The organism is Mesorhizobium sp. P2_C4, from assembly GCF_056404575.1.
Map to the genome: position 1 here is coordinate 172,918 of NZ_JBFUDT010000006.1, position 20,505 is coordinate 193,422.

Sequence of the window (20,505 nt, forward strand, 5' to 3'; positions counted from 1 at the left end):
GCGGTGCAACCCGCGTCATGAGAGTCGGGGTGAGCCTAAAGCCTTTCGGGTTCAGATTGAAGCAGTTCCGACCACGATTGGAGGCTCAAGAGACATCTTGGTTTGTTTGGGAAGCATTGTCCTCGGCAACATCCTCGCGTGTCGAGAAGGCGCGGCCAAGGCTGAAGGTCAGCACATAAAGTGGAACGTTGATCATCACGCTGACGATGGGGAGGTAACTCGTCCACTGCCAGAGGGGCGAGAAGAACGCCTGGCCGTAGCCGTCGCAGACGAGCGAGGAACCATACGCCCACAGCACGCCAATGACGACGGTAGCGGCAAAGAGCTTGACGCAGGTGACGATGTGCCGTGCCCGCGCCGGCTCCGGAGAAAGCCGGTCCCAAAGGACCAGGCACAGGATCGGCACCGCATAGACGAGGCTCTGGACGGCCAACATCAACAAGGTGCTGTTGGCCGCGGCAAGAAACTCCGCCCGTGTTTCCAGCCGGGGACAAACCTCGCTTCCTGTCGTCGATAGCAGGAAAAAGACGAACGGGCCGAGAAACCAGAAGAAGAACAGCGACGGCCAGAAAACGACTGCAAGCAGCGCCCGGGCAGCCAGCTTTGTCAAATGGCCTGATCCATGAAGCGTGGGAACCAGCCCTCATGGACGGCGGTCAGCTCGCTGACCGGGATCGCCCTGGCGTCGCCGAGTTTCAATTCGCGCCCGCCGGTCGAGCCGATCCACGGCGCGAAGATGCCGAGCTTGCTTTGCTGCTCGCGAATGGCGTCCCATTCGTCGCTCTGCGGATCGATCGACAGCGTCAGCAAATAACGGCCCTGATCCTCGCCGAACCAGACCGGGATCGGATCCGTGCCGGCAAGGCCGGGCACAGTTGCGCCGATGCCGGAGGCCATCGCCATTTCGGCCAACGCCACCGCGATGCCGCCATCGGAGACATCATGCGCCGATGTGACGATGCCGGAGGCAATCAGCGCGCGCACATGGTCGCCGACGCGCTTTTCATGGACGAGATCGACCGGCGGCGGCGGGCCATCGGTGCGGGCATGGATATCGCGCAAATAGACCGACTGACCGAGATGCGTGCCCCACATGCGTGGCGCGCCGACCAGCAGGATCATCTGGCCTTGCGCTGCAAAGCCGATCCGCACCATCTTCGACCAGTCGGCGATCAGTCCGACGCCGCCAATGGTCGGCGTCGGCAAGATGCCTTGGCCGTTGGTCTCGTTGTAGAGCGAGACGTTGCCGGAGACGATCGGGAAGCCGAGCGCACGGCAGGCATCGCCGATGCCTTTTACGGCGCCAACCAGCTGGCCCATGATCTCGGGCCGTTCCGGGTTGCCGAAATTGAGGTTGTCGGTGGCGGCCAGCGGCAGCGCGCCGGTGGCGGTCAGGTTGCGCCAGCATTCGGCAACCGCCTGCTTGCCGCCTTCGTAAGGGTCGGCCTCGCAATAGCGCGGCGTCACGTCGGAGGAGAAGGCCAGCGCCTTGGTCGGATGACCTTCGACGCGCACCACCCCGGCATCGCCACCGGGAAGCTGCAGCGAATTACCCTGGATCAGCGTGTCATACTGCTCCCAGACCCAGCGGCGCGAGGACTGGTCCGGCCCGCCAAGCAGTTTCAGCAGAGCCTCGGCGACGTCCGACTGCGGAACGTCGCTAGCCGCGAGCGCCGCCGGCTTCTTCGGCTCGGTCCACGGACGGTCATATTCCGGTGCCTTGTCGCCAAGGTCCTTGATCGGCAGATCGGCGACCTGGTCGCCCTGATGCAGCACGCGAAAGCGCAGATCGTCGGTGGTCCTGCCGACGATGGCGAAGTCGAGCCCCCATTTGTGGAAGATCGCCTCGGCTTCCTTCTCTTTCTCGGGGCGCAGCACCATCAACATGCGCTCCTGGCTTTCCGACAGCATCATCTCATAGGCGCTCATGCGCTCCTCGCGCACCGGCACCTTGTCGAGATCGAGCTCGATGCCGAGGTCGCCCTTGGCGCCCATCTCGACCGCCGAGCAGGTGAGGCCTGCGGCACCCATGTCCTGGATGGCGATGACGGCGCCGGACGCCATCAGTTCTAGGCAGGCCTCGAGCAGGCATTTTTCGGTGAAGGGATCGCCGACCTGGACGGTCGGGCGCTTCTCGTCGATCTTGTCGTCGAACTCGGCCGACGCCATGGTGGCGCCGCCGACGCCGTCGCGGCCGGTCTTGGCGCCGAGATAGACGACCGGCAGGCCGACGCCCTTGGCTTCCGACAGGAAGATCGCATCGGTCTTGGCAAGGCCTGCTGCGAAAGCATTGACCAGGATGTTGCCGTTGTAGCGGGCGTCGAAATTGACCTCGCCGCCAACCGTCGGCACGCCAAAGGCATTGCCGTAGCCGCCAACGCCGGACACGACGCCTGAGACCAGGTGCCTGGTCTTGGGATGATCCGGCGCGCCGAAGCGCAGCGCGTTCATGGCCGCGATCGGCCGTGCGCCCATGGTGAAGACGTCACGCAATATGCCGCCGACGCCGGTTGCCGCACCCTGATAGGGTTCGATGTAGGAGGGGTGGTTGTGGCTCTCCATCTTGAAGACGACGCAGTCGCCATCGCCGATATCGACCACGCCGGCATTTTCGCCTGGACCCTGGATGACCTGCGGCCCGGTGGTCGGCAGCGTGCGCAGCCACTTTTTCGAGGACTTGTACGAGCAATGCTCGTTCCACATTGCCGAGAAGATGCCGAGCTCGGTAAAACTCGGCTCGCGTCCGACCAGGTCGAGGATGCGCTGGTATTCGTCGGGCTTCAGCCCGTGCGCGGCAATGAGTTCCGGGGTGATCGGCACGGAATTGGAAATGGTCATGGGCAGCGATTGGTATCCGTGGGAGAGGGGGATTTCTGAGTCCCCTCTTATCGCAAGCTTTGGCGCGATACACCCCATCGGATGAGGAAAAACGCCGGAAAACGGCAGTGCGTCGCCTGTCAGGCCCGGCGGAAAGCGAACTCAGGAAAAACTGTCGTAGCCGGCGCGGCCTTCGTCGAGCAGCCGCCGGATCGCCTCGACGCCAGCGGCAATGTCTTCGCGCCGCCTTGGCTGCGAAACGCCGAAACGAACGCCGTGGAAAACCTGCTCGGAGCGCCCCGCCTTGAACTCGTCCTCGTCGTCGAGAAGCACGCCATGTTCGAGGCAGGCGCTCCTGAAGGTGCCGGACAGCCAGGGGTCGGGCAGCGTCAGCCAGACGAAGGGCACGCTCTCATGCGACTTGAACGCAAAGCCGGCCAGCGTCTCGCGCACGATCGCGATGCGGGCGCCGATTTCGGCGATGCTGCGCTTGCGGATATCGCCGGCTTGGCCCGACAGGACCAGCCGGGCATTCACCTCTGCCAGCAGGAAGGGCATGCCGCCGGTCATCATCTTGTGGGCGACGCGGATGCGATGGCGATAGGCCGGCGGGCAGGAGAGCCAGCCGCCGCGAACGCCAGCGGCGACCGATTTCGACAGGCCGCCGGCAACGATGGTGCGCTCAGGCGCATATTCTGCGAGCAATGGCGTCGGATCCGAGGTCAAGCCGCCATAGAGGTCGTCCTCGATCAGGATGACATTGTACTCACGCGCCACGCGCGCAATCGCCTGGCGGCGCGCTGCCGAGAGGATCGCCAGCGTCGGATTCTGCACCGTCGGCATCAGGAAGATCATTTTCGGGTGCTTTTGCGCGCAGACGCGTTCGAAATCCTCGGGATCGAGGCCTTCCTCGTCCGATGCCACCAGCGCCGTGCGCCGGCCGATCAGCCCGGCACTGCGCGAGATCTGCGAATAGGTGAGATGTTCGAAGGCGACATAATCGCCGGGCGTGGTCAACGCCGCGATCGCCGCCATCACCGCGGCATGGGTGCCGAGCGTGGGAACGATGGTCTCTGCGGCCGGGCGGAACGAATTGCGCGACAGCCAGCGCGCGCCGGCCTCGAACCAGCGCTCCGGAAAATCCCTGGTGTAGCTGGAAATCTCGTGCGGATGATCCTGCACCGTGCGCGACAGCATGTCGGCGACAATGGCGCCCTGACCGATCTCGGGGGCAGCGGTGCTGTCGAAGCGCAGTTTGCCGGGCGGCGCATCGACATAGCGCGTGCCCTGCACGGCGGTCTCGACGAATTCGGGGCTTGCCGCTTCGGATTGCTGCGCCAGAACATAGGTTCCGCGCCCGACCTCGCCGCTCACCAGTCCACGCTCGCGCAACAACTGGTAGGCCCTGCCGACGGTGCCGACAGTGGTGCCGATGTCGTAGGCGAGGTCGCGTTGCGGCGGCAGTTTTGCCCCGGCATCGATCACGCCCCGGTCGATATCTGACTCAATGCTGTCAGCAAGACGCTGATAGAGAGGGCCGGTGCCGGCGGTGAGGTCTGGGAGCCAATTTGTCATGGTGACAATTTTCTATATTGCACCGAATTGGGAGTCAATACATATCAACCGCGTACCAAAAAGGGTACAATTCGGATTTGGTAGAAAGACAATGGCTACAATCGAGACAATTCCCTATGCATCGCTCGGGTCCCGTGCGTCGGTCCGGCGAACCTATGTCAGCCGCCTTGTGCGCATGGTGACATCGTTCGAGCGCTGGATTGGCAACCTGCTGGAGCGACGGCGCAGCCGTCTGGCGTTGCTGGAGATGACCGACGAGCAGCTCAAGGATATCGGCGTCTCGCGCTGCGATGCCCACCGCGAAGCGATCAGGCCGTTCTGGGACTGACCATGATCCCAAAAAGTGGGAACCGGTTTTTGGAAAAGATCATGGTCAAACAAGAATCATGATCTGGACCGGAGGTCCGGATGACCTAGCGGACGCTCGACGTCCTGAGGCGCGAGACGCCGCGGTCCACAACGACCGCGATGATGCACAGCACGAGAAAAAGCCCGGTAATGGCCAGCGCCGCGATGGCGACGCTGGCCGCGCCGTTTTTGGCGACATCGAGGAACGGGTAGGGCACTTCGCCTGCTATCGGCGCCCGCACCAGTGCATAGACCAGATAGGCGATCGGATAGAGCATCCACCACGAGATGTCGCGCCACCGCGTCGAGCCGTCGGCGCCGGCCACCAGCCACCACAGCACGAACAGCACCGGCGTCACATAGTGCAGCAACACGTCGCAGAGCAGAAACAGCCCTTGCGGCTGCCAAAGCTGCGCCAGAACCGTGGCATAGACGATGAAGACCAGCGCGATCGAAACCGCAACGCCTGCACGCATTCGGGGTCCGGCAAAGGCCGGCAGCCAGGCATAGCCGCTGGGAGAGAGCAAGGAGACATGAACCAGCACCGCGCCGATGTTGGTCAGGATGGTGAAGAAGCTGAACAGGAAGACGATCGAGGCGAGCAGGCTGCGGCCGGCTTCCATTGACGCCGGAATGGTGATGCAGAACTGCAGCACAAGCCCGGCCAGACCGATGACCAGACCCGCGATTTGCAGGAACCGGCCCATTGCTCTACGCGGCCGCGTTGCAAGCCGGATTGCCGGCCTGCCAGCGGGCAATGTCCGAGCCGATGCGGGCGCCGAGCGGATCGGCCATCAGCGGGCCGAACGCATCGACATGGCTTGAATTGCCTTGCGCCTGCACGACCAGCAACGGTTTGCCGCCATAATGCTTGGCCGGGACCAGCAGGAAGCGCGGCGTGCCGCTAAACGAATTCAACTCATTGGCCATCTGATACGACTTGAAAGCCGGATCCTTGCTGGCGATCCAGCATTTGTGGGCAGCGATCGCCACCTGTTCCATGGCGAGCAGCGAAGCGCTCTTGCCCATGGGCACCGGCGCGCTCTTCGGCGTCGACTGGCAGGAGGCGAGCACAAAGCCGGCGGTGGCGAGCAGAGCGAGGCGGGCGACCAGCAGTCTCATGCTCAGGCCGCACCCATCTCGAGCTCGGAAAGGAAGATTTTCAGCCCGTCCGTCATCTCGCCCCAGACCCGCGACAGCGCCGGGTGCTGCAAGGCGATCTGCTCATAGGCATCGAATTTCGGGTAGGCGTCGAGCAGGTCGTGGTGCCCGGTCGTGATCCGGAAATTGTTGAAGATGAAGCGGGTCGGGGTCAGCCAGGCATCGGCGAAACTGATGTCGTCGCCGAGCGCAAACGGCCCTTGCGCCATGCGGGCCTCGATCGCCGCCAGTCCGTGATGCAAGCGCGCGAATTGCGCGGCGATTTCCGCGTCGTTGCGCTTCGGCACGAAATACAGCTCGAACAGCTTCATCATCGGGGCGAGAACGTCGAGGTCGGTGATGCGGGCGAACATGCGCACCAGCGCCCGGTCTTTCGAATCTTGCGGCAGCAGCGCCGGCTCGGGAAACCGCTCTTCCAGATATTCGGCGATGACCACCGATTCGACGATGGTTTCGCCGGAGCCGGTGATCAGCACCGGAATCCGGTTGAGTGGTGAAATGGCGCGAAACTCTTCCGGGATCGGGAAACCCGACGGCGGCGCGATCACCTTGAGCGGCACGTTCTTGATATAGGCCAGTGCCCGCACGATCGACGAGTAGGGCGACAACGGCCGCGAATAGAGTTTCATGACCGTCTCTCCCTAATGTGTTGGATTTGCCCGCTTTTTGCGGTGCTCGCGTCGAGGAAATTCAAGCGGCGATGCCAAGCGCACCTTCGAACAAAGCCCGGCCGTCGCTGCCGCCATGGGCTGCTTCGATCAGGTTTTCAGGGTGCGGCATCAGGCCCAGTACATTGCCTTGGCTGTTGATGATGCCGGCGATGTCGTTGATCGAGCCGTTGGGATTGGTGCCTTCGGCATAACGGAACACCACTTGGCCTTCGCCTTCGAGCCTACCAAGCGTCTCGGCGTCGGCAAAGTAATTGCCGTCGTGATGCGCCACCGGCGTGCGAATGATCTGGCCCGGCTGATAGCGCCGGGTGAACATCGTGTTGGCATTGGCGATCTGCAGCTTCACCTCACGGCAGACGAATTTCAGCGAGCTGTTGCGCATCAAGGCGCCCGGCAGCAGGCCGGCCTCGACCAGGATCTGGAAACCGTTGCAGACGCCGATGACCATGACGCCCTTGGCCGCCTTCTCGGCGACCGCCCGCATCACCGGCATCCGTGCGGCGATTGCGCCGCAGCGCAGGTAGTCGCCGAAGGAGAAACCGCCCGGAATGGCGATCAGGTCGACATCGGGGATTTCAGTGTCGGTCTGCCAGACGGTAACCGGTGGCGTCCCGGAAATCTTGGTCAGCGCCGCGATCATGTCGCGGTCGCGGTTGAGGCCGGGCAGAAGGACGACTGCTGATTTCACCTTAGGCGATCTCCACCGCGTAATTCTCAATCACCGTATTCGCCAGCAGCTTGTCGCACATGGCTTTCAGGTCAGCCTCGGCCTTGGCCTTGTCGCTTTCCGAAAGCTCGACATCGAAGACTTTGCCCTGGCGCACCGTGCCGACGCCATCAAAACCGAGCCCGGATAGAGCATGTTCGATCGCCTTGCCTTGCGGGTCGAGCACGCCGGTCTTGAGGGTGACGGTAATGCGGGCCTTGATCACGCTGGACATGCTCCTGTTCTGTGTTGAGCGGTAGGATTATTAGTGCGGCTTGCCTTTGATGCCATCGGTCGAGGCGACTAGCACCGGTCCGGTGGGGCGCGGCGGCTCGTTCTCGTTCATGATGCCGAGGCGGCGGGCAACTTCCTGATAGGCTTCGACCAGCCCGCCCATATCGCGGCGGAAACGGTCCTTGTCGAGCTTGTCCTGCGTCGCCACGTCCCACAACCGGCAGGAGTCCGGCGAAATCTCGTCGGCAACGACGATGCGCATCATGTCGCCCTCGAACAGGCGGCCGCATTCGATCTTGAAGTCGACAAGCTGGATGCCGACACCCATGAACAGGCCGGAGAGGAAGTCGTTGACGCGAATGGCCAGCGCCATGACGTCGTCGATCTCCTGCGGGCTTGCCCAGCCGAAAGCGGTGATGTGCTCTTCCGACACCATCGGGTCGTCGAGCGCGTCGGCCTTGTAATAGAATTCGATGATCGAGCGCGGCAAAACGGTGCCTTCCTCGATGCCCAGGCGCTTGGCCAGCGAGCCGGCGGCAACATTGCGCACCACCACTTCGAGCGGGATGATCTCGACTTCCTTGATCAGCTGCTCGCGCATGTTGAGCCGGCGGATGAAGTGGGTCGGAATGCCCATCCGGTTGAGATGGTTGAAGATATGCTCGGAAATGCGGTTGTTGAGCACGCCCTTGCCGTCGATGACTTCATGCTTTTTCTTGTTGAAGGCGGTCGCATCGTCCTTGAAGAACTGGATCAGCGTTCCCGGCTCAGGTCCCTCATAGAGGATCTTGGCCTTGCCTTCATAAATGCGGCGGCGATTTTTCATCTGATTTTTCTCTGGATTTCCGGGCAGGCGGCTAGCGACCAGTTCCTGTCCGTTAGCCTGAAATAGTGCGGCTACGATAGGGTTCAATGCCGGGTCTATCCCAATCACATCGTTTGCTCAATCGGCAAATCCTTCCAATCAACCGCTTTCGGGAATGAAATGCCGCAGCGCAGCAAGCGATGTAGCATATTGACCGACCGGCGGCCTTTTGGTTTGTGCTTCGACAACACATATTCACCATCAAACGAATCGGATTGTACCGGAGGGATGCCATGAGCAGCATGAAAGACCGCGAAGAGGGCTTCGAGCGCAAATTCGCATTCGACGAGGAACTTCGGTTCAAGGCTGCGGCGCGCCGCAACAAGGCGCTGGGCCTGTGGGCTGCCGAAAAGCTTGGCAAATCCGGCGCCGATGCCGAAGCCTATGCCAAGGAAGTTGTTGTGGCCGACATCGAGGAAGCCGGCGATCACGACATTTTCCGCAAGATTCGCGCCGATTTCGATGCGGCCGGCGTTGCCCAGTCCGATCATCAGATCCGCCGCACCATGGACGAGCTGATGGCTCAGGCGATCGACCAGATCAAGAACACCTGATCTCGCCGAAGCAGGTTCCGCAAAAGTGTCCTGCGGTTTTGCGACAGAGCCTGCGACAAATAAAGAATGACTGGACCAATCGACCGCCCGGCCCATCTGGGCGGTTTTTCTTTGCCTTTGCCGCTGTTTCAGGCTGAAACTGCGCCAGCCAACAAGGAAAATCGCCAATGTCCCTGAAATCGCGCCTGGCGGCGGATGAAACGCTGTTCACCGCATGGTCCGGGGTGCCGGATGCCTTGACGGTGGAAATCATCGCCAATCAGGGGTTCGACGCCGTCACGCTCGACATGCAGCACGGCGGCCATCACGAAGACAGCGTGCTGCGCGGCCTCGTGCCGGTGCTGGCCGCCAACAAGCCGGCGCTGGTGCGCATTCCGGTCGGCCGCTTCGATATGGCCAGCCGCGCGCTGGATTTTGGCGCCGAGGCTGTCATTGCACCGATGGTCAATTCCGTCGCGGACGCAAAACTGTTTGCCGCGGCCATGAAATATCCACCGCTCGGCGAGCGCTCCTGGGGCCCGACCTATGCCTTTCCTAGGCATGGCAAGGGCGACCAGGCCGAATGGCTGCGCGATACCAATGCGCGCACCTTGGCCTTCGCCATGGTCGAGACGCGCGCCGCACTCGATGCGCTGGACGGCATCCTCGACACGCCGGGCATCGACGGCATTTTCCTCGGGCCCTCGGATTTCTCGATCGCCTGGTCGAACGGCGCTACCATCAATTCGACGCTGGAAAGCATGATGGACACTGTCGCCTCGATTGCCGAGCGGACACGCAAGGCGGGCAAGCATGCGGCGATCTATGTCATCGAGCCGGCAATTGCCGGCCGCGTCGTGGCAATGGGCTACCGGTTGCTGGCCATGGGCTCGGATCACACGCTGATTGCGCTCGGGGCCAAAACTCTGCTGAAGAGCATGAACGATTCGATCAAGGGCTGAGGCCTGGCGCCTTGGCCCGAAATGGGTCAAGCCTTGAGATCAGTCAGGAACTTGGCGAAGGTCATCGATCCCTCGGGCCATGGGCCAAAACCGGAATCCGAGTTGAGGTGACCGGCCTCGCCGGCATCGATGAACAGTGAGCCCCAGGCGCCGGCAATGTCCTCGGCGACGTCGAAGGCGCAAAACGGGTCGTTGCGGCTGGCGATCACCACCGAGGGAAAGCCCAGCGGCTCGCGCGGGTAGGGGCCGAAGGTCATCAGGTGCCTGGGCTTTAGCTTCGGATTGGCGACATCGGGCGGCGCCACGAAGAAGGCGCCGGCAACCGGCCGCTGGAATTGTGGCATGGCCTGAATGGCCGCGGCGACACCGAGCGAATGCGCGACGAGAACGACCGGCCGCTCGGCCTCGTTGACCGCCTTGGCCACGCTCGCCGTCCAGTCCTCTCGCACCGGCTTCGACCACTCCGCCTGCTCGACACGGCGCGCCGTCGACAGTTTTGACTGCCAGCGGGTCTGCCAATGCTCGGGGCCGGAATTGGTGTAGCCCGGCACGATGAGAATATCTGCTTCCCTGACTTTCATGGCGCTGAAATAGCGAGCACTGCTGCGTCATGCAACCGCGATGAGCCGCCAAACTGATCAGAATAGTGAACACCATGTTCGCTTCTTGCCATCTTGTGTGAACGATGCCGATCGACGATCTGTCGTCAGGAAGAGAAACACGACGTACAGTGATCGCTGGCGCCGGGCCCTTGGCTTTGGGGCTCGTCGGACGCCGGCCGAATGGAGCATCAGATGAGTGAACTGCCCTTTGCCGCCACGACTCCCGTCAGCGTTGCCCGTGTCGGGTTGAAGGCGCGCGACTCCGAAAATCTCGCCGCTTACTACCGCAAGGTCGTCGGCTTGCAGGAATTGAGCCGCGCCGACGGCGCGATCACGCTCGGCGCCGCCAACCGTCCGCTCCTCGTCATCGAGGCGGATGCAGCGGCAAAGCCCGACGATCCGCGCAGCGCCGGCCTGTTCCACACCGCTTTCCTGTTGCCCAGCCGCGCCGATCTCGGCCGCTGGATCAACCACGCCATATCAGGCAAGATCGCCATCGAGGGCGCATCCGACCACCTGGTCAGTGAAGCGCTCTATCTGACCGACCCCGAGGGAAACGGCATCGAGATCTATGCCGATCGCCTGCCGAAGGACTGGAAGTGGAACGGCGACAAGATCGCCATGGCGACCGAGCGGCTGAACATCCCGTCCGTCGTCGCCGATGTGCCGGCGGGCGACGCCGGCTGGCAGGGCGCGCCGGAAAACAGCATTGTCGGCCACGTGCATCTGCGCGTCGGCCGGCCGGAAGACGCAGAAGCCTGGTGGAACCAGGAATTCGGCTTCGACACGGTGGCGAAATATGGTGGCCAGGCGGTGTTCCTGTCATCCGGCGGCTATCACCACCACATCGGCGCCAATGCTTGGCAGAGTTCCGGCGCCGGCCGCCGCGATCCGTCTCGCACGGGCTTGGCCTGGGTCGAGATGCGCTCGGACAATGTGACCAGCGCAACCACGCGCGAAGATCCGTGGGGCACGGTGATTAGGACTGTGCCTGGCAAGGCATGATTTTGAGGGCACAGCTTTTTTCTCCCCGTCACTATACGGGGAGAAATGTCCGGCAAGGCAATGAGGGGCAGCGCAACCCAATGAGATTTTTGGCCGGGTGCGATCATTGCCGAGCTTGGCGCTGCCCCTCATCCGCCTGCCGGCACCTTCTCCCCGTATAGTGACGGGGAGAAGGAAGCTTACCTATCCAAAAACCCGCTTGAAGATCGTGTCGACATGCTTGGTGTGATAGCCAAGGTCGAATTTCTCGCGGATTTCGGGTTCCGGCAGGGCTGCGATGACTTCCTTGTCGGCAAGCAGTTCCTCAAGAAAATCAGCGCCTTGCTCCCACACCTTCATGGCGTTGCGCTGCACCAGCCGGTAGGAATCCTCGCGCGACAGGCCGGCCTGGGTCAGCGCCAGCATGACGCGCTGCGAATGTACCAGGCCGCGGAACTTGTTCATGTTCTTCAGCATGTTGTCGGGGTAGACGAGCAGTTTGTCGACGACGCTGGTTAGCCGCGACAGCGCGAAATCGAGCGTCACCGTCGCATCCGGTCCGATCATGCGCTCGACCGACGAATGCGAAATGTCGCGCTCGTGCCAGAGCGCCACATTCTCCATCGCCGGCAGCGCGAAGGAGCGCACCATGCGGGCAAGGCCCGTTAGGTTTTCGGTCAGCACCGGGTTACGCTTGTGCGGCATTGCCGACGAACCCTTCTGGCCCGGCGAAAAATACTCTTCGGCCTCCAGCACTTCGGTGCGCTGCAGATGGCGGATTTCGATCGACAGCCGCTCGATCGACGAGGCGATGACGCCGAGCGTGGCAAAGAACATGGCGTGGCGATCGCGCGGGATGACCTGCGTCGACACCGGCTCCGGCTTCAGCCCGAGCTTCTTGGCCACATGTTCTTCGACATAGGGGTCGATATTGGCGAAGGTGCCGACGGCGCCCGAAATGGCGCAGGTGGCGATATCCTCGCGCGCGTGCACCAGCCGCTCGCGGCAGCGCGAGAATTCGGCATAGGCCTGCGCCAGCTTGATGCCGAAAGTCGTCGGCTCCGCATGGATGCCGTGGCTGCGGCCGATGGTGACGGTGTCCTTGTGCTCGAAGGCGCGGCGCTTGAGCGCGGCGAGAAGGCCGTCAATGTCGGCGAGCAGGATGTCGCTGGCGCGTGTCAACTGCACCGCAAAACAGGTGTCGAGAACGTCCGACGAGGTCATGCCCTGGTGGATGAAGCGGGCATCCGGTCCGACGAATTCGCCAAGATGAGTCAGGAAAGCGATGACGTCATGCTTGGTGACGCGTTCGATCTCGTCGATCGCCTCGACGTCGAATTTCGCCGCGCTGCCCTTTTCCCAGATGGTCTTCGCCGCTTCCTTGGGGATGACGCCGAGCTCGGCCAGTGCATCACAGGCATAGGCTTCGATCTCGAACCAGATGCGGAACCGGGTTTCCGGCGACCAGATGGCGACCATTTCCGGCCGGGAATAGCGAGGGATCATCGGTCAGTCCTGACGTGTCGAGAGCTTTTGCCCGCGTCCTAACAGAGGCAGACAAAATGCTCAACGCTGCTGGCGGGCAAACCAGACGCTGGCTGCAGCCAGTGCGATGAAACCGAGCGGAAAATAGAGCCGAATGCCCAGGACGACGAACTGGTAGAGCGCCGTCAACATGGTGAAGACGAACTGGAAGGCCCAGGTGAGGGTGAAGGCGGGCGAATGCCATTCCGAATAGTAAGAACGGTATTGTAGCGCAAACAGGCCGCCGGTAACGGCGATCGTCGCCGCGAGAAGGCAGACAAAGGTAGCCGCCAGGGCGACCTCCCAGTGCCGCCCAAGCGAGACCAGCCGGGCGGCGAACAGGCCGATCGGAAAGGCCAGTGCGCCGCCGGCGGCAAACAGCATGGCGACGAAGCGGATTTTTGCCGGGGTTTCCCAATCGTCCAGCCACAGATTGACCAGCGCGCTGGCGCCCATCGCCGCAGCCCACAGCAAGGCGCCGACAAGGGCCGTCCCCGGCGATGGCAAAGCGCGGCGGAAACGGCTTCGTGGGGTGGGGCGAGGAAGCGGTGTCACAGGCGGCCGGTCACCGCTATCCAGCGAAAGTCCGGCCCCTCGAAGCCGTACTGGCGCACCGTGATCATCACCGCAAAAGCGCTGAGGCTGTCCATCGAAAACGTCTGCACCGCGCCGATCCGATAGCCATTCGGGCAACCCCGGCTCTTGGGGATCGATTTGTCCTCATGCAGCAGATGCGTCGTGCCACCATCGTCGGCCTCGATGCGCAGCAGGCGAAAGCCGTTGATCTCGCCCTGACTCTCGCAGCCCTGGGTATTGTTCATGCCGAGCTCGTCGAGCCGGAACTCGAGCGGCCGGTCGACCGGCGAAAAGATCGGCCGCGGATTGACCACCATGCGGTACGGATCGGCCGAAAGCTCGGTCACCGGGTTGATGCCGGCGGTGATGCCCTTGTTCGCGCTCAGTTCTGCCTGGCTGACGATCGCCTCGCCCTTTTGTCGCGCCTGGAGGCGCGCAGCTTCGAGCGTCGCATTCTCATCTTCGATCTGGACCCGGATCGGCGTCCCCGGCAGGAAACTGTCGTTGCTGGTGTCGACGTAGTAGCGGTTGGCATAGGGAAAGCCCGACCCGTCATAGACACCGTATTCCTCGAAGGCGAAGACGCCGCCATCTCTCGTGAAGCCGAGGATTTCAAATTCGGCGACATCGCCGGCATGGGCGGCGAGCAAGGCAGCAAACTGGGCAAGCAGGGAAACGGCAAACAGGGCCAGTCTTCGCATCGGGTTTCGCTCCAACAGCCAAAGTCGACCATCCCCTATCACGACGCGGTCATGAAAGTCGTGCTGTCTGAAGCCCGATGCATCCAATCGCGCCGTCATTAGTTAATGTCGGCAGCTTCAACGGAGACCCACCATGACAGACGCCAGCAAAATTCGCGAACATATGGAAGTCATCGGCGCCGACGGCGTCCATGTCGGCACGGTCGACAAGGTCGAGGGGGACCGCATCAAGTTGACCAAGGCCGACAGCGGCATGGGCACGCATAAGGGCCATCACCATTACATTCCGCTCAGTCTTGTCGCCGAGATAGACGGGAAGAAGGTCTGGCTGTCGGCGAATTCGGATGTCGCCGTCACCTTTGAGGAAGAAAAGTCCGATCCCACCTGATCCCAGGCCATCAGCCTTCAGCGCGACGACCAGACCGGAAACAGGTCGCCATCGGCTGGTGTCGCGGCATGGACGCCACGGCTGATGGCGCGCGCCATGGTGGCGCCGGCAGCGGCGTAGAGGTCGATTGCCGCTTCGGCGGTGAGTTCAATGCCGCTCTTGCCCGTCGCCAGCGCGAACACCAGATCGCCATCGGCCGGCGTGTGGACTGGCCAGATGGCGCGTACGAAACCGTCATGCGCCGATATCGCCAAACGTTTGGCCGCCGCCTTGGTGAGAACGGCGTCGGTGGCGATCACAGCGATGGTGGTGTTGCCGCCGGCCTGTCCCGTGACGTGCTTGTCGCGGTATTTCAGCAGGATTCTTTTCGCATCGTCCGGCATCGGCGACGGGTATCCGAGCCCACCAAATTCATTGCCGATCTCGAACGGTGCCGCCCAGAAATGCCTGGTGCGGGCGACGGTGACCGAGCCGGTCGGGTTGACGGCGGCGAGCGCGCCGATGGTGACACCACTGTCCAACAGCGTCGAGGCCGAGCCAAGTCCGCCCTTGAGGCCAGAACTTAGCGCGCCGGTGCCGGCGCCGGCCGTGCCGAGCGTAAAGTCGATTGCCGCAGCCTGCACCGTTTCGTAGCCGAGATCGCGATAGGGCGGATAGCGGCCCCAATCCTTGTCGCCGCCATTGCCCAAGTCAAACAGGATCGCCGCCGGCACGATCGGCACGCGAAAGCCGCGGACCTCAACGCCGATGCCCTTTTCGCGCAATGCCGCCTGCACGCCCGACGCGGCGTCCAGGCCGAAAGCTGAGCCGCCCGAAAGCACCACGGCATGGATGGCCTCTATGGAATTGTGCGGTTCGAGCAGATCGGTTTCGCGGGTGCCCGGCGCACCGCCCAGTATCTGCACGCCGGCGACCGCCGGTTCATCGCACAAAACAGTGGTTACCCCCGACTTCAGCCTGGCATCGGATGCGTTGCCGACACGCAGGCCGGCGACATCGGTGATCAGGTTGCGCGGACCCGTGCGGAACATCAGTTGGTCTCCGCCGGCACGAAATGGACACCGTCGTAGCTGTAGGCACGGAAGGGATTCTGGCTGAGGTCGCCCTTTTCATCGAAGCGGATCGGCCCGATCGCCGTGGTGAAATCATGCGCGGTGAGCGCCTCGGCGAGCGACTTGCCGGCGGTTTCCGCCAAAGCCGAGGCGGCCTTGGCGATCTCCACCGCCGCATAGGCCGGCAGCGTGTAGCCGTCGGGCGCGATGTTTTGTGCGGCAAACGCTTCCAGCACCTTGGGATCGGCGCCGTCGGCCCATTCGGGCGGCGCAATCATCAGCGTGCCCGCGGCATAAGGCACGTCGCCGGGCGGCGCGCGCATGTTCTCGCCGCCGGCAAAGACGATGCCGGCATCGAGCTGGCTGGCGTCGCGACCCATGATGGCGATGTCGTCGCCGTCGCCGCCGGCGAAGACACGCGTCGCGCCGGCCTTCTTCAGCCGCCCGATCAGGCCGATCTGGTTGTCGAGCTGCGGCCGGAACGTATCGACGAACACCGGCTTCAGCGCCGCTTGCTCCGCCGCCGCGCGAAATGTCTCGGCCATTTCGCGGCCGTAGATGGTGCCGTCATCGACGATGGCGAACAGTTCGTTCTGCCACAGCCGGGTGAGAATGGCGGCAACGGCGTTGCGTTCGTCGTCGCCGCGCGGGCCAAGACGATAGACCGGCCAGCCGGTTTTGGCGCGCCGGTCGGTCAGGCTTTCGGTGCGCACGCCAACGGTGATGACCGGTATGTTGGCGTCTTTCAGGATCGGCAGCGCCGCCTCGATCGCGTCGGTGCAGAGAAAGCCGACGACCACGTTGACTTTCGCCGCAACGAAATCCCGGGCGGCGGCAGCGCCGCCATCGGCCGTGCAGGCATCATCGACAGTCCGGAGCTCGACGCCGTTCGCCGCGGCCGACAGGCCGGCGCCCGTCTCGATTTGCTTGCCCAGCAGCGCCGACGGCCCCGACAAGGGCGCGGCGACGCCGACCAGCAGCGTCTGCGCGCTCGCGCCGCCGGCCACAGACAGCCAGACCAGCGCCGCTATTGTTCTTGTCCAGGGTCGCATTCGAGCGATGGATTCCTCCGTGCCGGCTTTACGCTTCTGGCACTATTTGCCGCCAAGACCTAAAGGCTGCCCGGCCTTGGTGCAACACGCTAATTCCGGGAATGCAGGTCAACCACTTCGCTTGTGGCATATCGTATGCCGCCATATATAACGCTTGGGTTCTGACTGTGGAAAATCATCCGTGCTGAAGAAGAACGACATCGGGCCGCAGGCCTATCGCGACGCGATGGCCCATTTTGCCGGTCACGTCCATGTGGTCACCACCGACGGTCCCGCCGGCAGGCGCGGCGCAACCGTCATCGCCGCCTGTTCGGTATCGGACACGCCGCCGACCATTCTGGTCTGCCTCAATCGCGAAAATCCCAAGAACGAGCCGTTCGTCAAGAACGGCAAATTCGCCCTCAACACGCTGGCTTCGGACCAGGAGCCGCTGTCGATCGGCTTTTCCGGCATCACCGGCCTGCCGGTCGAGGAGCGTTTTGCGCTCGGCGAATGGGACGTGATCTCGACCGGCGCGCCGACGCTGAAGGGCGCGCTTGCCGTGTTCGACTGCGAACTGCTCGACACCAAGGATCTGGCCACCCATCGTGTGCTTTTTGGCAAGGTGACAGGGTTGCGCATGGGCGATAATTTGCGGCCGCTGATCTACCACAACCGCGGCTACCACGTTCTGTGAAACGGACCGGCGGCGACGATGGAGAGAGAATGACCGAGCTGAAGCCGCGCCCCGCACCGCGGACGATCGACGAGACACTCGATCTCCTGACCGGTGCGGACTATGTCGCGGACCGGTCGCTGGCCACCGTGCTGTTTCTGTCGCTGCGCATGAAGCGGCCGCTGTTTCTCGAAGGTGAGGCCGGTGTCGGCAAGACCGAGATCGCCAAGGTGCTGGCGCAGGCGCTCGGCCGCCGGCTGATCCGCCTGCAATGCTATGAAGGCCTTGATGTCTCATCAGCCGTCTACGAGTGGAACTACGCCGCCCAGATGATCGAGATCCGCATGGAGGAGGCGGCCGGCAAGGTCGACCGCTCCGACATGGAGCGCAATGTCTTCTCCGAAAAATACCTGATCCGCCGCCCGGTGCTCGATGCGTTGACCGGCAAGGCGGGTGCAGCACCCGTCTTCCTGATCGACGAGCTCGACCGCACCGACGAGGCCTTCGAAGCCTTCCTGCTCGAAATTCTCTCCGATTTCCAGGTGACGGTGCCCGAGCTCGGCACCATCAAGGCGGAGGAGCCGCCGATCGTCATCATCACCACCAACCGAACCCGTGAAATCCACGACGCGCTAAAGCGGCGCTGCCTCTATCACTGGGTCGACTATCCCAATGCCGAGCGCGAGTTGGAGATCGTGCGCCGCAAGGTGCCGCAGGCCAACCAGCGGCTTTCGGCGGAAGTGGTGTCGTTCATCCAGAAGCTGCGCCAGATCGAACTGTTCAAGGTCCCGGGCGTTGCCGAGACCATCGACTGGGCCGGCGCGCTGACCGAACTCGACAAGGTAGCGCTCGACCCGGAGACGGTTTCCGACACGATCGGCGTGCTGCTGAAGTACCAGGACGACATCGCCCGCATCGAACAGGGCGAAGGCCGGCGCATCCTCAACGAGGTGAAGGCCGAGCTTGCGGCGGCGGAGTAGGGACGATGCTGCGTCCCGAACCGAAAGAAGCCACTGCCGACGGGCGCATCGCCGACAACATCGTCTATTTCGCCCGCACCTTGCGCAAGGCCGGCATGCGGGTCGGGCCGGCCTCGGTCAAGGACGCCATCGAGGCAGTGCTGGCCGCCGGCATCGGTTCGCGCGACGATTTCTACTGGACGCTGCACGCCGTGCTGGTGTCGCGGCACGAGGATCACGCAACCTTCGACGAAGCCTTCCGGCTGTTCTGGAAATCGCGCGAGCTGATCGAAAAGATGCTGGCGATGTTTTCGCCCGTGGCGCCGGACGCAAGGGAAAAGCAAAAACCCCGCGCGGCCGAGAACCGCGTCAGCCAGGCGATGTTCGAGGGTCACCAGAAAAAACAGCCGGTGCAGGAAATCCCTGAAATCGAGGTCGATGCCCGCTTCACCTTCTCCGGCAACGAAGTGCTGCGGGCTAAGGACTTTGCCCAGATGAACGCCGCCGAGATGGCGGATGCCAAGAAGGCGATCGCTGATTTGCGGCTACCCTTCGACATGGTCAGGACGCGGCGCTTCAAGGCCGATGCGCATGGCCGCCGCATCGATCCGCGCGCCATGATGCGCTCGGCCGCGCGCACCGGCGGCGAATTGATCCTGCCGAAGTTCCGGTCGCCGCGCGAGGTTCGTCCGCCGCTGGTGGTGCTGGCCGATATCTCCGGTTCGATGAGCCAATACACGCGTATCTTCCTGCATTTCCTGCATGTGCTGACCGAAAAGCGCCGGCGCGTGCATGCCTTCGTCTTCGGTACCAGGCTGACCAATCTGACGCGACAGATGCGCCATCGCGACCCTGATGCCGCCCTTGCCGAGAGTTCGGCTGCGGTCAAGGACTGGTCGGGCGGTACCCGCATCGGCGACACGCTGGCCGAGTTCAACAAGCTATGGTCGCGCCGCGTGCTGGGGCAGGGCGCGGTGGTGCTTTTGATCACCGACGGGCTCGAGCGCGACGATGTCGCCGGCCTGTCGGAGGAGATGGAGCGGCTGCACAAATCCTGCCGGCGGCTGATCTGGCTGAACCCCTTGCTGCGCTTCGACGGTTTTGAAGCCCGCGCCCGCGGCGTCAAGGCGATGCTGCCGCATGTCGACGAGTTCCGCTCGGTGCACAATCTCGACGCGCTGGCCGATCTCTGCGCCTCGCTTGACAAGAAGTCGGCCGCTTCGGTCGATCCGCGTCGTTGGTTGGATGCTGGCGCCAGGCACGCCGCATAGCCATATGTCTATCCAGCGGAAAACAGACTCCCGGAAAAAATTGAAATCACCGCACCGGAGACCCGATAAATGACGCACCAAAGCATCAATCCCAAGGACCTGCCGATTCCGCAGACCTACAGCCAGGTCGTCGTTGCGACAGGCAGCAAGTTGGTGTTCATCTCGGGCCAGGAGCCTGAGGACCTGAATGGCAAGCTGGTTGGCCAGGGTGATCTTGCGGTTCAGGCGCGCCAGGTGTTTGCCAATCTCGGCCGGGCACTTGCCGCAGCCGGCGCGGCGCCTGCGCAGGTCACCAGGATCACGATCTATGTCGTCAACTACGATCGCGATGAATGCCTGCCGATCATCGAAAAGGCTCGAGTAGAGCTTTTCGGAGATCACAAACCGGCTGACGTGGTGCTTGGTGTGGCGAGCCTGTCGCCCGGCTATCTGATCGAAGTTGACGCATTCGCGGTGATCGATTGACCATGCATTTGCTTGCGCGACCTGGCAGTACCCAGATCAAAAACAGACTCTGAGAGAAGCGACGATGGACAACAGCATTTATCTCGACGAGGCCCGCGATCCGCTGATCATCGCGGAAGGCTGGATGAAGGACGGCAAGGATGTCGCCATTGCTACAGTTGTCGAGACCTGGGGCTCGGCGCCGCGCCCGGTCGGCAGCCATCTGGTCATCGACGCGGAGGGTAATTTCCACGGCTCGGTCTCGGGCGGCTGCGTCGAGGGTGCTGTCGTGACCGAGGCCATCGACGTCATCGACTCAGGCAAGGCCAAGATGCTGGAGTTCGGCGTTGCCGACGAGACAGCCTGGCAGGTCGGCCTGTCCTGCGGCGGCCGCATTAAGGTCTATGTCGAGCGGTTGGGCTGAC

Annotated in this window: 25 protein-coding genes; 10 read left to right on the plus strand and 15 right to left on the minus strand. The window is 63.0% G+C overall.

Annotated features, from left to right (window positions below):
- Positions 1-85: 85 nt before the first annotated feature.
- From AC1DX6_RS22755 to AC1DX6_RS22765, 3 genes are all read right to left on the minus strand, one after another.
- Positions 86-610 carry a hypothetical protein gene (locus AC1DX6_RS22755; RefSeq protein WP_477317473.1) on the minus strand — a complete coding sequence of 175 codons (525 nt, stop codon included), beginning with the start codon at positions 608-610 and terminating at the stop codon, positions 86-88.
- Positions 607-2,838, minus strand: a complete 2,232-nt coding sequence (gene purL / locus AC1DX6_RS22760) for a phosphoribosylformylglycinamidine synthase subunit PurL (protein ID WP_477317475.1) — start codon at positions 2,836-2,838, stop codon at positions 607-609. The genes AC1DX6_RS22755 and purL overlap by 4 nt, the downstream gene beginning before the upstream one ends.
- 141 nt (positions 2,839-2,979) lie before the next feature.
- The gene (locus AC1DX6_RS22765; protein WP_477317477.1) at positions 2,980-4,392 is read right to left on the minus strand and encodes an aminotransferase-like domain-containing protein; all 1,413 of its coding nucleotides are present in this window, start codon (positions 4,390-4,392) and stop codon (positions 2,980-2,982) included.
- Positions 4,393-4,483: 91 nt separating this feature from the next.
- Here AC1DX6_RS22765 and AC1DX6_RS22770 point away from each other — a divergent pair, with 91 nt between their 5' ends.
- Positions 4,484-4,720, plus strand: coding sequence for a DUF1127 domain-containing protein (locus AC1DX6_RS22770; RefSeq protein WP_477317479.1), 237 nt, complete (start codon positions 4,484-4,486; stop codon positions 4,718-4,720).
- Positions 4,721-4,805: 85 nt separating this feature from the next.
- Here the strand turns inward: AC1DX6_RS22770 and AC1DX6_RS22775 are convergent, their stop codons facing one another.
- The 6 genes from AC1DX6_RS22775 to purC form a co-directional block, all read right to left on the minus strand.
- Positions 4,806-5,447 (minus strand): Pr6Pr family membrane protein, encoded by a 642-nt coding sequence (locus tag AC1DX6_RS22775; protein WP_477317481.1) that lies wholly within the window; start codon positions 5,445-5,447, stop codon positions 4,806-4,808.
- Positions 5,448-5,451: 4 nt separating this feature from the next.
- On the minus strand, positions 5,452-5,862 hold the full coding sequence (locus AC1DX6_RS22780) for a hypothetical protein (protein ID WP_477317483.1): 411 nt from the start codon (positions 5,860-5,862) through the stop codon (positions 5,452-5,454).
- A 2-nt stretch (positions 5,863-5,864) separates the two neighbouring features.
- Complete coding sequence (locus tag AC1DX6_RS22785; RefSeq protein WP_477317485.1) at positions 5,865-6,530, minus strand: glutathione S-transferase family protein; 666 nt, start codon at positions 6,528-6,530, stop codon at positions 5,865-5,867.
- Between the two features lie 61 nt (positions 6,531-6,591).
- Positions 6,592-7,260 (minus strand): phosphoribosylformylglycinamidine synthase subunit PurQ, encoded by a 669-nt coding sequence (purQ, locus tag AC1DX6_RS22790; RefSeq protein WP_477317487.1) that lies wholly within the window; start codon positions 7,258-7,260, stop codon positions 6,592-6,594.
- A 1-nt stretch (position 7,261) separates the two neighbouring features.
- On the minus strand, positions 7,262-7,504 hold the full coding sequence (purS, locus tag AC1DX6_RS22795) for a phosphoribosylformylglycinamidine synthase subunit PurS (protein WP_477317745.1): 243 nt from the start codon (positions 7,502-7,504) through the stop codon (positions 7,262-7,264).
- 39 nt (positions 7,505-7,543) lie between these two features.
- Entirely contained in the window at positions 7,544-8,338 is a 795-nt protein-coding gene (purC, locus tag AC1DX6_RS22800; RefSeq protein ID WP_477317489.1) for a phosphoribosylaminoimidazolesuccinocarboxamide synthase, read from the minus strand.
- A gap of 272 nt (positions 8,339-8,610) precedes the next feature.
- On the opposite strand from purC, the gene AC1DX6_RS22805 reads away from it, so the two are divergent.
- Both AC1DX6_RS22805 and AC1DX6_RS22810 read left to right on the plus strand, forming a co-directional pair.
- Positions 8,611-8,931, plus strand: a complete 321-nt coding sequence (locus AC1DX6_RS22805; RefSeq protein ID WP_477317491.1) for a DUF1476 domain-containing protein — start codon at positions 8,611-8,613, stop codon at positions 8,929-8,931.
- Between the two features lie 167 nt (positions 8,932-9,098).
- Positions 9,099-9,872 carry an HpcH/HpaI aldolase family protein gene (locus AC1DX6_RS22810; RefSeq protein ID WP_477317493.1) on the plus strand — a complete coding sequence of 258 codons (774 nt, stop codon included), beginning with the start codon at positions 9,099-9,101 and terminating at the stop codon, positions 9,870-9,872.
- A 26-nt stretch (positions 9,873-9,898) separates the two neighbouring features.
- On the opposite strand, the gene AC1DX6_RS22815 is transcribed toward AC1DX6_RS22810, so the two are convergent.
- Positions 9,899-10,453, minus strand: a complete 555-nt coding sequence (locus AC1DX6_RS22815; protein ID WP_477317495.1) for an RBBP9/YdeN family alpha/beta hydrolase — start codon at positions 10,451-10,453, stop codon at positions 9,899-9,901.
- Between the two features lie 213 nt (positions 10,454-10,666).
- Between AC1DX6_RS22815 and AC1DX6_RS22820 the strand changes: the two genes are divergently transcribed.
- Positions 10,667-11,479 (plus strand): VOC family protein, encoded by an 813-nt coding sequence (locus tag AC1DX6_RS22820; protein WP_477317497.1) that lies wholly within the window; start codon positions 10,667-10,669, stop codon positions 11,477-11,479.
- A 183-nt stretch (positions 11,480-11,662) separates the two neighbouring features.
- Here AC1DX6_RS22820 and purB read toward each other — a convergent pair whose 3' ends face one another.
- From purB to AC1DX6_RS22835, 3 genes are all read right to left on the minus strand, one after another.
- Positions 11,663-12,964 (minus strand): adenylosuccinate lyase, encoded by a 1,302-nt coding sequence (gene purB / locus AC1DX6_RS22825; protein WP_477317499.1) that lies wholly within the window; start codon positions 12,962-12,964, stop codon positions 11,663-11,665.
- 60 nt (positions 12,965-13,024) lie between these two features.
- Positions 13,025-13,438, minus strand: a complete 414-nt coding sequence (locus AC1DX6_RS22830; RefSeq protein ID WP_477317501.1) for a hypothetical protein — start codon at positions 13,436-13,438, stop codon at positions 13,025-13,027.
- 95 nt (positions 13,439-13,533) lie between these two features.
- Complete coding sequence (locus tag AC1DX6_RS22835) at positions 13,534-14,259, minus strand: DUF2259 domain-containing protein (RefSeq protein WP_477317503.1); 726 nt, start codon at positions 14,257-14,259, stop codon at positions 13,534-13,536.
- A 133-nt stretch (positions 14,260-14,392) separates the two neighbouring features.
- Between AC1DX6_RS22835 and AC1DX6_RS22840 the strand changes: the two genes are divergently transcribed.
- On the plus strand, positions 14,393-14,647 hold the full coding sequence (locus AC1DX6_RS22840; protein WP_477317505.1) for a DUF2171 domain-containing protein: 255 nt from the start codon (positions 14,393-14,395) through the stop codon (positions 14,645-14,647).
- Between the two features lie 17 nt (positions 14,648-14,664).
- Here AC1DX6_RS22840 and AC1DX6_RS22845 read toward each other — a convergent pair whose 3' ends face one another.
- Together AC1DX6_RS22845 and AC1DX6_RS22850 are read right to left on the minus strand one after the other, a co-directional pair.
- Positions 14,665-15,678, minus strand: coding sequence for a P1 family peptidase (locus AC1DX6_RS22845; protein ID WP_477317507.1), 1,014 nt, complete (start codon positions 15,676-15,678; stop codon positions 14,665-14,667).
- Positions 15,678-16,751, minus strand: coding sequence for a branched-chain amino acid ABC transporter substrate-binding protein (locus AC1DX6_RS22850; protein WP_477317509.1), 1,074 nt, complete (start codon positions 16,749-16,751; stop codon positions 15,678-15,680). The genes AC1DX6_RS22845 and AC1DX6_RS22850 overlap by 1 nt, the downstream gene beginning before the upstream one ends.
- Positions 16,752-16,932: 181 nt before the next feature.
- On the opposite strand from AC1DX6_RS22850, the gene AC1DX6_RS22855 reads away from it, so the two are divergent.
- From AC1DX6_RS22855 to AC1DX6_RS22875, 5 genes are all read left to right on the plus strand, one after another.
- Positions 16,933-17,427: a flavin reductase gene (locus tag AC1DX6_RS22855; protein WP_477317511.1), complete on the plus strand. Its 495-nt coding sequence runs from the start codon at positions 16,933-16,935 to the stop codon at positions 17,425-17,427.
- A 29-nt stretch (positions 17,428-17,456) separates the two neighbouring features.
- Positions 17,457-18,386 carry an AAA family ATPase gene (locus tag AC1DX6_RS22860; RefSeq protein WP_477242965.1) on the plus strand — a complete coding sequence of 310 codons (930 nt, stop codon included), beginning with the start codon at positions 17,457-17,459 and terminating at the stop codon, positions 18,384-18,386.
- Positions 18,387-18,391: 5 nt separating this feature from the next.
- Positions 18,392-19,636, plus strand: coding sequence for a vWA domain-containing protein (locus tag AC1DX6_RS22865; RefSeq protein ID WP_477317513.1), 1,245 nt, complete (start codon positions 18,392-18,394; stop codon positions 19,634-19,636).
- A gap of 69 nt (positions 19,637-19,705) precedes the next feature.
- A complete protein-coding gene (locus AC1DX6_RS22870; protein ID WP_477317515.1) occupies positions 19,706-20,101 on the plus strand; it encodes a RidA family protein in 396 nt (131 codons plus the stop codon).
- Between the two features lie 64 nt (positions 20,102-20,165).
- The gene (locus tag AC1DX6_RS22875) at positions 20,166-20,504 is read left to right on the plus strand and encodes an XdhC family protein (protein WP_287205644.1); all 339 of its coding nucleotides are present in this window, start codon (positions 20,166-20,168) and stop codon (positions 20,502-20,504) included.
- Position 20,505: the final 1 nt, after the last annotated feature.

What these genes read in the sequence shown, in the direction of transcription:
- purL (WP_477317475.1), bottom strand. Translation starts at nt 2,838, where the DNA reads ATGACCATTTCCAATTCCGTGCCGATCACCCCGGAACTCATTGCCGCG.
- AC1DX6_RS22820 (WP_477317497.1), top strand. Translation starts at nt 10,667, where the DNA reads ATGAGTGAACTGCCCTTTGCCGCCACGACTCCCGTCAGCGTTGCCCGT.
- AC1DX6_RS22845 (WP_477317507.1), bottom strand. Translation starts at nt 15,678, where the DNA reads ATGTTCCGCACGGGTCCGCGCAACCTGATCACCGATGTCGCCGGCCTG.
- AC1DX6_RS22815 (WP_477317495.1), bottom strand. Translation starts at nt 10,453, where the DNA reads ATGAAAGTCAGGGAAGCAGATATTCTCATCGTGCCGGGCTACACCAAT.
- purC (WP_477317489.1), bottom strand. Translation starts at nt 8,338, where the DNA reads ATGAAAAATCGCCGCCGCATTTATGAAGGCAAGGCCAAGATCCTCTAT.
- AC1DX6_RS22875 (WP_287205644.1), top strand. Translation starts at nt 20,166, where the DNA reads ATGGACAACAGCATTTATCTCGACGAGGCCCGCGATCCGCTGATCATC.
- AC1DX6_RS22785 (WP_477317485.1), bottom strand. Translation starts at nt 6,530, where the DNA reads ATGAAACTCTATTCGCGGCCGTTGTCGCCCTACTCGTCGATCGTGCGG.
- AC1DX6_RS22860 (WP_477242965.1), top strand. Translation starts at nt 17,457, where the DNA reads ATGACCGAGCTGAAGCCGCGCCCCGCACCGCGGACGATCGACGAGACA.
- AC1DX6_RS22865 (WP_477317513.1), top strand. Translation starts at nt 18,392, where the DNA reads ATGCTGCGTCCCGAACCGAAAGAAGCCACTGCCGACGGGCGCATCGCC.
- AC1DX6_RS22770 (WP_477317479.1), top strand. Translation starts at nt 4,484, where the DNA reads ATGGCTACAATCGAGACAATTCCCTATGCATCGCTCGGGTCCCGTGCG.
- AC1DX6_RS22840 (WP_477317505.1), top strand. Translation starts at nt 14,393, where the DNA reads ATGACAGACGCCAGCAAAATTCGCGAACATATGGAAGTCATCGGCGCC.
- AC1DX6_RS22805 (WP_477317491.1), top strand. Translation starts at nt 8,611, where the DNA reads ATGAGCAGCATGAAAGACCGCGAAGAGGGCTTCGAGCGCAAATTCGCA.
- AC1DX6_RS22850 (WP_477317509.1), bottom strand. Translation starts at nt 16,751, where the DNA reads ATGCGACCCTGGACAAGAACAATAGCGGCGCTGGTCTGGCTGTCTGTG.
- AC1DX6_RS22835 (WP_477317503.1), bottom strand. Translation starts at nt 14,259, where the DNA reads ATGCGAAGACTGGCCCTGTTTGCCGTTTCCCTGCTTGCCCAGTTTGCT.
- AC1DX6_RS22810 (WP_477317493.1), top strand. Translation starts at nt 9,099, where the DNA reads ATGTCCCTGAAATCGCGCCTGGCGGCGGATGAAACGCTGTTCACCGCA.
- AC1DX6_RS22830 (WP_477317501.1), bottom strand. Translation starts at nt 13,438, where the DNA reads ATGGGCGCCAGCGCGCTGGTCAATCTGTGGCTGGACGATTGGGAAACC.
- AC1DX6_RS22780 (WP_477317483.1), bottom strand. Translation starts at nt 5,862, where the DNA reads ATGAGACTGCTGGTCGCCCGCCTCGCTCTGCTCGCCACCGCCGGCTTT.
- AC1DX6_RS22775 (WP_477317481.1), bottom strand. Translation starts at nt 5,447, where the DNA reads ATGGGCCGGTTCCTGCAAATCGCGGGTCTGGTCATCGGTCTGGCCGGG.
- purB (WP_477317499.1), bottom strand. Translation starts at nt 12,964, where the DNA reads ATGATCCCTCGCTATTCCCGGCCGGAAATGGTCGCCATCTGGTCGCCG.
- AC1DX6_RS22870 (WP_477317515.1), top strand. Translation starts at nt 19,706, where the DNA reads ATGACGCACCAAAGCATCAATCCCAAGGACCTGCCGATTCCGCAGACC.
- AC1DX6_RS22765 (WP_477317477.1), bottom strand. Translation starts at nt 4,392, where the DNA reads ATGACAAATTGGCTCCCAGACCTCACCGCCGGCACCGGCCCTCTCTAT.